At 65.4% G+C, this 8090-nt stretch carries 5 protein-coding genes; 3 read left to right on the top strand and 2 right to left on the bottom strand.

The features are described from left to right. Nucleotides 1–176 precede the first annotated feature (176 nt). From GXB81_RS29590 to GXB81_RS29600, 3 genes are all read left to right on the top strand, one after another. On the top strand, nucleotides 177–1994 hold the full coding sequence (locus GXB81_RS29590; protein WP_205991073.1) for a tetratricopeptide repeat protein: 1818 nt from the start codon (nucleotides 177–179) through the stop codon (nucleotides 1992–1994). Nucleotides 1995–2050: 56 nt separating this feature from the next. After that, nucleotides 2051–3430, top strand: coding sequence for a galactosyl transferase GMA12/MNN10 domain protein (locus GXB81_RS29595; RefSeq protein ID WP_205991074.1), 1380 nt, complete (start codon nucleotides 2051–2053; stop codon nucleotides 3428–3430). A 335-nt stretch (nucleotides 3431–3765) separates the two neighbouring features. Continuing rightward, nucleotides 3766–6216, top strand: coding sequence for a membrane-bound PQQ-dependent dehydrogenase, glucose/quinate/shikimate family (locus GXB81_RS29600; RefSeq protein WP_205991075.1), 2451 nt, complete (start codon nucleotides 3766–3768; stop codon nucleotides 6214–6216). A gap of 100 nt (nucleotides 6217–6316) precedes the next feature. On the opposite strand, the gene GXB81_RS29605 is transcribed toward GXB81_RS29600, so the two are convergent. Both GXB81_RS29605 and GXB81_RS29610 read right to left on the bottom strand, forming a co-directional pair. Continuing rightward, entirely contained in the window at nucleotides 6317–6532 is a 216-nt protein-coding gene (locus GXB81_RS29605; protein ID WP_167049000.1) for a YXWGXW repeat-containing protein, read from the bottom strand. A gap of 212 nt (nucleotides 6533–6744) precedes the next feature. After that, nucleotides 6745–8090: TolC family protein (locus tag GXB81_RS29610; RefSeq protein ID WP_205991076.1), on the bottom strand; the 1346-nt coding region annotated here is incomplete at its 5' end.

Genomic DNA, 8090 nt, shown 5'->3' on the forward strand with positions numbered 1-8090 from the left:
GCAGGCGATCCGCCATCACGATGCCGACTGGGAAGGGTATCGGGACCGTCAGCGCCGCATCATCGCGCGCTATCTGTCGACGAACGCCGAAGTCGTGGCGCGCTATGACGGGTTGCTGCTGCAGCTGGAATCCGCTCCAGCCCGGACATCATGATCGAAGACGCGAGGGGCGAGCCATGACGGTTCAACTGCCTGTTTCCGTACAGGCACAACGCCTGCTCGATCGCGGCGACCTGATCGGTGCGGCGAAACTGATCGACGGCCACGGCACGCTGGAGTCGACGGATGCTTCGCTGCTGGCGATCACGAGCCGCATCATGCGCATGCGTGGTCACGCGTCCAGGGCGGCCGCGCTCGCGGACCGGGCGCTCGCGCTCGACGCGAACAACGGCCTCGCGCTGCTGGAGCGCGCGAGGCAGGCCACAGCGGCGGGCGATCCGCTTGCCGCGAACGGTTGGTATGCGCGCGCCTATCGAAACATGCCGGATGGCGAGACGTGGGTGCTCGAATGGATCGAGTTGCAGATGGGGCAGCCGGACGGCCCGAACATGCTCGACGTGGCGACCCGCTTCTGCGCGGCACAGCCCGCCAATGCACTGGGCTGGTTCCAGCTTGGCCTGCTGTATCAGCGCGTGGGCCGGCACGATGCCGCTCTCGCGGCGTACGCGAAGGCCGACCGGCTCGACCCGGTTGTATCGATGCTGCAGAACAACACCGCGGCGGCCCATATCGAACTCGGCAATCTGCCGCGGGCGAAAGCGATTCTCGAACCGCTTCTGGTGCGCGAGCCGGGGAATGCGCTGGCCTGGAACAATCTGTCGGTCGTCCTGCTCGGCCTGCGCGATCTCGCTGGCGCGGAAGTCGCGTCCGAACGCGCCTGCACGCTGGCGCCCGATTACCCGGTGGCGCTTGTGACCCGCGTGCAGGTCCTGAAGGAACGGCAGCAATGGAATGCCGCGCTGGCTGTCGCGCAGCGCGCTGGGCAACTGGACCCGGCCAATCCGTTGGTCATCTGGGCGTTGGCCATGCTGCAACTGGCACAGGGCGATTACGCGAACGGCTGGGCGAACCACGAATCACGCTGGTTCGGCTCGCGCGAGTTGCGCGACGCGGTGCCGAACCTGCCGTCGCCGCGCTGGAATGGCGAATCGTTCAAGGGCCGCACATTGTTCGTGTGGGGCGAGCAGGGGAATGGCGATGCGATCCAGTTCGCGCGCTTCCTGCCACGGATCGCGGCGCGCGTTCACGAGGAAGGAGGACGGCTCGTCTACTGCTGTTTCTCGCAACTGCTGCCGTTGTTCGCGCGCAGCTTCGTGGAGAGTGTCGACGAGATCGTGCCGCACGATACGGCGGTTCTTCCGGCGCACGATTTTCATTTGCCGCTCGGCAGCCTGCCGCTCGTGCTTGGCGTAACAGAGGATCGTCTCACCAATGCCGCGCATTATCTGAAGCCCGCTTCCGATGCCGTCGCGCGCCGGAGCGCGGGGCCGCGTGCACAACGGCCTCTGCGCGTCGGGCTCGTCTGGAGCGGCAGCCGTACGCATCAGCGCAATCCGCTGCGTGCGATCGATCCGTTGCTCTATGCGCGTGCATTTCATGGCGTCGAAGGCGTCGAGTTCATGTGTCTGCAGGTCGATGCCGCCGACGATGTCGCGGCGATGCGGCATGCGGGTCTGTCCATCGAAGACCCCACCGTGGCATGGGGATCGTATGACGACACCGCCTCGGCGCTGTCGACGCTCGATCTCGTGGTGACGGTCTGTACGTCGGTGGCGCATCTCGCCGGCGCGCTCGGTGTGCCGACATGGCTATTGCTGGACGTCAATCCGCACTGGGTCTGGTCGACGGAGCGCGCCAATAGCGCGTGGTATCCGGGCCTGAAGCTTTATCGGCAGAGCGCGTACCGGCAGTGGGAACCTGTCGTGGAACGGGTGGCCGTCGATCTGACGCGAGTCGCGGCCGGCCTGTCCGACGTGGCGCCCGTCGATGCGTGAGCCGGCAAGGATCACCACATAGCCCCCGTCACGATCGACAATTTGGAGAGTGCCAGATGCGATCGCACTGTGTTCTGAGTTTCCTGACCGGCCATGCGCCGGCGGCGTTTGCCAATCACGCGCGCTATGCCGACACGCACGGCTATCGCCACGTATGCGTCGATGCGTCGGACGGGCCGCGCAGCGCCCAGGTCCAAACCTTGCATCGCTACGAAGCGCTGCTGCGTGCGCTCGACGGCTGTCCGGCAGACGGGATCGTTCTGTTGCTGGGCGAGGATGGGCTCGTCGTCGAGCCGCATGCGCTCGACCGGCTGATGGCGGGGCGGGACGCGCTGCTGGTCGGCGTCGAGAAAGGCCGGCCGCAGACCGACGTGCAGTTCTGGCGCAACACACCCGCGACGCGCGAGCGCATCTACCGGATCATGCAGCGTTGCAGGCTCGGCGGTGAGCCGTTCGTCGATGCCGCGACCGTGCTGGGAGATGAACCGGTACATCCGTGGCACGAGCGGATCGACGACCTGTATGCGGTGATGCACGCGGGCGCCAACATCGATCCGTACTGGCGGCGCGCGGCGACGTTTGCGCTCAGTCTGGGCGATCTGCATGATTCGCCATCCGAAGCGAGTGCCGCGCCGCGCATTCGCGAGATTCTGTGCGCTCACCTGGAAATGTCGGGGCTCCGGGGGCTTGCGCCTTTCTCGTTCGAGACGCCGGCTGTCGATGCCTCGGCCGATCGCAGCACCTATGCGCCTCACAACGCGCCTCAAAACGCGCCCGGCAACGTGTCCGCCAGGGACGTCGCGTTCGTCATGCTTTATACGCCGGGCATTGCCGGCTATGGCGGCATCGCGGAAAGCAATCTGCGGCAGTACTGCGAGCGGCATGGCTACACGTTTTACGTGTATCGCGACACGCCGGCTGAAATCGGCCTGTCGGGAACCGGGAACTGGTTCAAGCCGTGGCTTCTCGACGCTTATCTGCCGCACCACGAATGGGTCATCTGGGTCGATGCGGATGTGTTGATCCTCGATCACGAGCGGCCCATCGACGATCTGCTGCGCGGCCGCGATCGTCTGCTCGCGCGCGACATCGGGCAATGGCCGTTCAATTCGGGCGTGATGGGATTCCGCCGTACCGAGGGAAACGCGGCGATGCTGCGCGGGCTGAAGGCGCGCATTCGCGGCCTGGCCGATCGGTCGTCCGTGTATGCGCACAACGGCGACCAGTTCTACTTCATCGAAGCGATGAAACAGTCGGGCTTGCTCGACGAGGCGGACATTCTGAGTCCGCTCGTCATCAATACGCCGTGGTTCATGGTCGGTCCGGACAGTTTTATCGCGCACTACTACGGCATGTGGACGGAGATGCGCACGCTCGTCATGGCGTACGACGAAGCCCGGCGTCTCGTGCGTGATTCGCAACGACAGGAGAAATGACGCGGGTTCCAACACTCTTCCGGGACATCGGTATGTCTCTTCTCGGCCAATTGTTGGCTCACGCGGTTCCGCAGCAATTCTCACGCAGGCGCGTGCTCGTGCGCACCTGCTGCGCGTATGACGCCGGTGTTGGCGCTGGACATCGGAAATGGACTGGAAACAACCGGGAGGCAGCCGGGAAATAACCGGGAAGCAACAGGCAAGCATAGGGGAGCGTCCCGTTTCGCAGTTGGAAAACAGTAGAGAGGTGTCGTGGTAACCGATCCGTAGCGTGTGCTCATACTCCGATGCCGTACTGAAGCACGGAGCGACGTGGTATGAATCTGGAGAATACGATGAATAACACAAGGCCTGAACCCAACAGATTCCCATTCATCTGGGATCGCATCATCGCCGTCATCATCGTGGTCAGCGGACTCGCGATGGCTCTCGGCGGCGGCTGGCTTCTCGCGCTGCATGGCAGTCCGTACTATGTGTTCGCCGGCATTCTGCTCATCTGGTCCGGTGTGCTGCTGTGGTTTCGAAGCCTGAAAGGCGCAGGGATATTCGGCATCGTCTATCTGATTACGCTGCTCTGGACGCTCTACGAAACCGCACTGCGCTTATGGGGATGGGTGCCGCGCATGGGCTTCCTCACGGGCCTTGCGTTCTTCGTCGCGCTGATGCTGCCGCGGCTGGCCGACCGAGCGGGACAAAGCGGGCATTACCGTGGTTTGGCCAAGATCCTTGCAGGCATCTGCATTGTGTTTGCGGGCACCGCATTTGCGCTGTCGTTCATTCCGCAGCAGAGCTATCTGTCCGCGACGGCAATGCCGGATACGCCGCTCGTCGCCGGGGACGAGTTACATGCGCCGCAACCGGATGCCGACTGGACCCATTACGGCCGCGATACCGACGCCACCCGTTATTCTCCGCTCGACCAGATCAACCCCGGCAATGTGAAACAGCTTCAGGTTGCCTGGGTCTATCACACCGGCGATCTGCCGCCCAAGGGCAAGGTCAACAAGTGGGCGGCCGAAATGACGCCGATCAAGGTGGGCGACGGCCTTTATCTGTGCACCGCGACCAACAATCTGGCGAAGCTCGACCCGACCACCGGCAAGGCAATCTGGACTCACGACGTCGGGACGCAGTATAAGAGCGTGCCCTATACCGCCGCCTGCCGCGGCCTCGAACACTATGTATCGCAGACGATTTCCACGGGCCAGCCGTGTCACGAGAAAATCATCGACGGGACGATCGACGGCCGTCTGATCGCCGTCGACGCATCCACGGGGGCCTCGTGCGAAGGCTTCGGCGAGCATGGCCAGGTCAGTCTGCTCGACGGACTCGGCAAGACCGTGCCGGGCTTCGTCGCGATGACGTCGCCGCCCGTTATCGTCAACGACACCATCGTGGCCAATCACGAGGTGCTGGACGGCCAGCGCCGCTGGGCGCCGTCGGGCGTGATTCGCGGCTTCGACGCCGATACGGGCGCCTTCAAATGGGCGTGGGACGTCAATCGTCCGGGCCAGCATGGCGAGCCTGGCGTCGGGCAGGAATTCAGCCGCGGCACGCCGAATTCGTGGGGGCCGATGGCGGGCGACGATAAGCTCGGTCTCGTCTATGTGCCGACCGGCAACTCGGCGGCCGACTACTACAGCGCCATGCGCACGCCCGCCGAGAATCGCGTCGCGTCGTCGATCGTGGCGCTCGATGCGGCAACGGGCGAGGAGCGCTGGGTATTTCAGACCGCCCACAAGGATGTGTGGGACTACGACATCGGCTCGCAGCCGACGCTGTTCGATTTTCCGGGGCAGGGTGGCCCGGTGCCGGCGATGGTCATCCCGACCAAGCGCGGCCAGCTGTTCGTGGTGGACCGTCGCAACGGCCAGCCGCTGCTGCCCGTCGAGGAGCGGCCGGCGCCGCAGGGCAACGTGCCGAACGATCCACGTACGCCGACGCAGCCGTGGTCGACCGGGATGCCGCGCCTCGGGTTTGCCGATCTGCAGGAAAGGACGATGTGGGGCATGACGCCATTCGATCAGTTGTACTGCCGGATCAAATTCCGCCAGGCGCACTATGTCGGCGAGTTTACGCCGCCGATGGTCGGCCAGTCGTGGATCGAGTATCCGGGATACAACGGCGGCGTCGACTGGGGTGGCGTCGCCTACGACCGGACGAGGGGCGTCCTGATCGCCAACTGGAACAACACGCCGATGTACGACCGGCTGCTGTCCCGCAAGCAGTCCGACGCCATGGGGCTGTATTCGATCGACGATCCGCGCCATACCGACAAATCCGGCGCGGAAGGCCCGGGGGCGATGGCCGATACGCCGTACGGCGTGGACGTGCAGCCGTTCCTGATGCCGCTCACGCAGGTTCTCTGCAACGAACCGCCGTACGGCATGATGACCGCGATCGACATGCATACGCAGAAGGTCATCTGGCAGCATCCGTTCGGCACCGCACGGGCGAACGGTCCGTTTGGATTGCCAACCTATATGCCGATCGAAGTCGGCACGCCGAACAACGGTGGGCCGATCGTCACGGGCGGCAACCTGATATTCGCCGGCGCCGCAACGGATAACCTGATCCATGCGTTCGACCTGAAATCGGGCAAGATGCTGTGGAGCGATCTGCTACCGGGCGGCGGACAGGCGACGCCGATGACCTATTCGGTCAACGGCAAGCAGTATCTGGTCATCATGGCGGGGGGGCATCACTTCATGCGCACGCCGGCCAGCGATGCACTCGTGGCGTATGCTCTGCCGGACAGTGCGATATCGGGCGGGGCGTCGCAGTAGTCGAGTAGTCGAACCGGCGCGGCTGGCGGTGCGGCACGCGCGGTTCGAATCACGCTTGCGAAGCACTGAAGGCGGCCGGCTTCGCATCGATCGCGCAGGATCAGACCGGCCGCCAGTGACCCGGCACCCACTGCCAGTGATTGCCTTCCCAGCGGTAGTGACCCTTGACCCAGACATAGCCCGGTGCGGGCGCAGCCGGTACGATTTCGGCCACCGGCGCGGGTTGAGGCGGACGCACGGGCTCCACGACACAGCCGGAAAGAAGAACGCCCGCAGCCAGTGCGCTGGCCATGATCAGAGACGCTTTGGTTTTCATATCGTCGATTCCTCTTTTGTTCGGATACGGACACGTACGGACACGGCTTGTGGCCGCGTCTTCGTTGAACGCCCGAGACGTATGAATCCGTCGCGCGAGTCTGTAAGAGGATGTAAGTCGACGCTCTGGCGCGCCGGCAAGATACCTTGCGCGGCGGTCCGACTTTTATTTCCGGTTGGGATGGCGTGCTAACCACACGCTCGCGGATGCCATCACTGTGCGCCGATCGTCCCCGTCGCCAGGGCGAGCGCGGCCGCGGCCGACAGCGCGCCGCAATAGCTGTCCACTTCGGCATTGCGCGCCGCCAGCAACTGGCTCTGCGCGATCGTCGCCTCGGTGATCGAGCCGACGCCATGCCGGTACGCGCTGAACGCCGCGTCGTAGCTGGTCTGGGCGGCAGCGACGAGCGCCTTCGCGGCATCGTGCGAGGCGAGGCTCGTCTGCACCGCGTTCTGTGCGGCGACAACCTGGCGGACGGCTTCCTCTTTCGTGCGCGTGAGGCGCGCGGATGCGCTCTGCGCATCGTTGCGCGCCTGCATCAGCACGGCCGAGCGCAGGCCGCCGTCATATAGCGGAATCGAGATGCCGAGAAACACGCCGCCGCCGTAGCGGCTGCCGTTCAGGTTGACGGTCGGCGCCTGATCGCCGACCGCGGGCAGCGCGGAGAGGGCCGTGTGCCCGCTCGCATACGAGGTCGATGCGGACAGGAACACCTTCGGCATGAACGCCGCTTCGGCGGCCTTGATCTTCGCGCGATCGGCCTTTTCGAGTGCATAGGCGTTTTGCAGATCGGGGCGGCGCGCGATCGCGTCCGCGACGATCGTGTCGATCGACGAGCCGAGCGCAGGCGGCAGCGGCCGTTGCGGCAACGCGGCGATCGCCGGCTTCGACAACGGCGAGATGCCGAGCGCGGAGACGAGGTCGAGGTAGCCGTCGCTGGCCGCGCCGCGCGCCTGTACGAGCGCGAGGTTGGCCTGCTCGCGGTTCTGCGTCGCCTGCGCGACTTCGACGACCGTGCCGACGCCCTGTTTGAAGCGCGCACGCGCCGCCGCAAGAATCGTGTCCGCGTTCGCGAGCCCCTGCTGCGCGCTCTCGGCGTGCGCTCGCGCGGCGGCGTAGCGGTAGTACGCGACGGTCACGTCGTGGATCACCTGCTGATGCACGGCCGTGAACGCAACGTTCGACGCGATCGATACCTGCTCGGCCGCCTCGACGCGCGCCGCGCGTCCGCCGAAGTCGAACAGCAGCCATTGCAGCGACAGCGCCGAGATCGTGCCGTGCACGGTAGTGTCGCTCGACGCGTCGCCGAGCGGCGTCGACGTCGAGCCGTGGCCGGTCTGGTAGGCGCCCATCGCCGTCGCCGACAGTTGCGGCAGATACGCGGCCTTGGCGATGCCGACCGCGAGCGCCGCGTTGCGCGCATCGTTCCACGCGATGCGCGTCAGCGGGTTCGTCGATTCGGCGAGGTCGATCAGCTCGGGCAGCGTATACGCATGCGCGGTATCGAGCCCGGCGGGCGGCGGCACCGACGCGAGCGTGGGCGTGGCCGGCAGCGTGT

It is taken from the genome of Paraburkholderia sp. Ac-20336, assembly GCF_017105025.1.
Classification (GTDB): Bacteria; Pseudomonadota; Gammaproteobacteria; order Burkholderiales; family Burkholderiaceae; genus Paraburkholderia.

Bases quoted from the DNA above. Each gene is read 5' to 3' on its own strand.
- GXB81_RS29600 (WP_205991075.1), top strand. From the start codon at position 3,766: ATGAATAACACAAGGCCTGAACCCAACAGATTCCCATTCATCTGGGAT.
- GXB81_RS29605 (WP_167049000.1), bottom strand. From the start codon at position 6,532: ATGAAAACCAAAGCGTCTCTGATCATGGCCAGCGCACTGGCTGCGGGC.
- GXB81_RS29595 (WP_205991074.1), top strand. From the start codon at position 2,051: ATGCGATCGCACTGTGTTCTGAGTTTCCTGACCGGCCATGCGCCGGCG.
- GXB81_RS29590 (WP_205991073.1), top strand. From the start codon at position 177: ATGACGGTTCAACTGCCTGTTTCCGTACAGGCACAACGCCTGCTCGAT.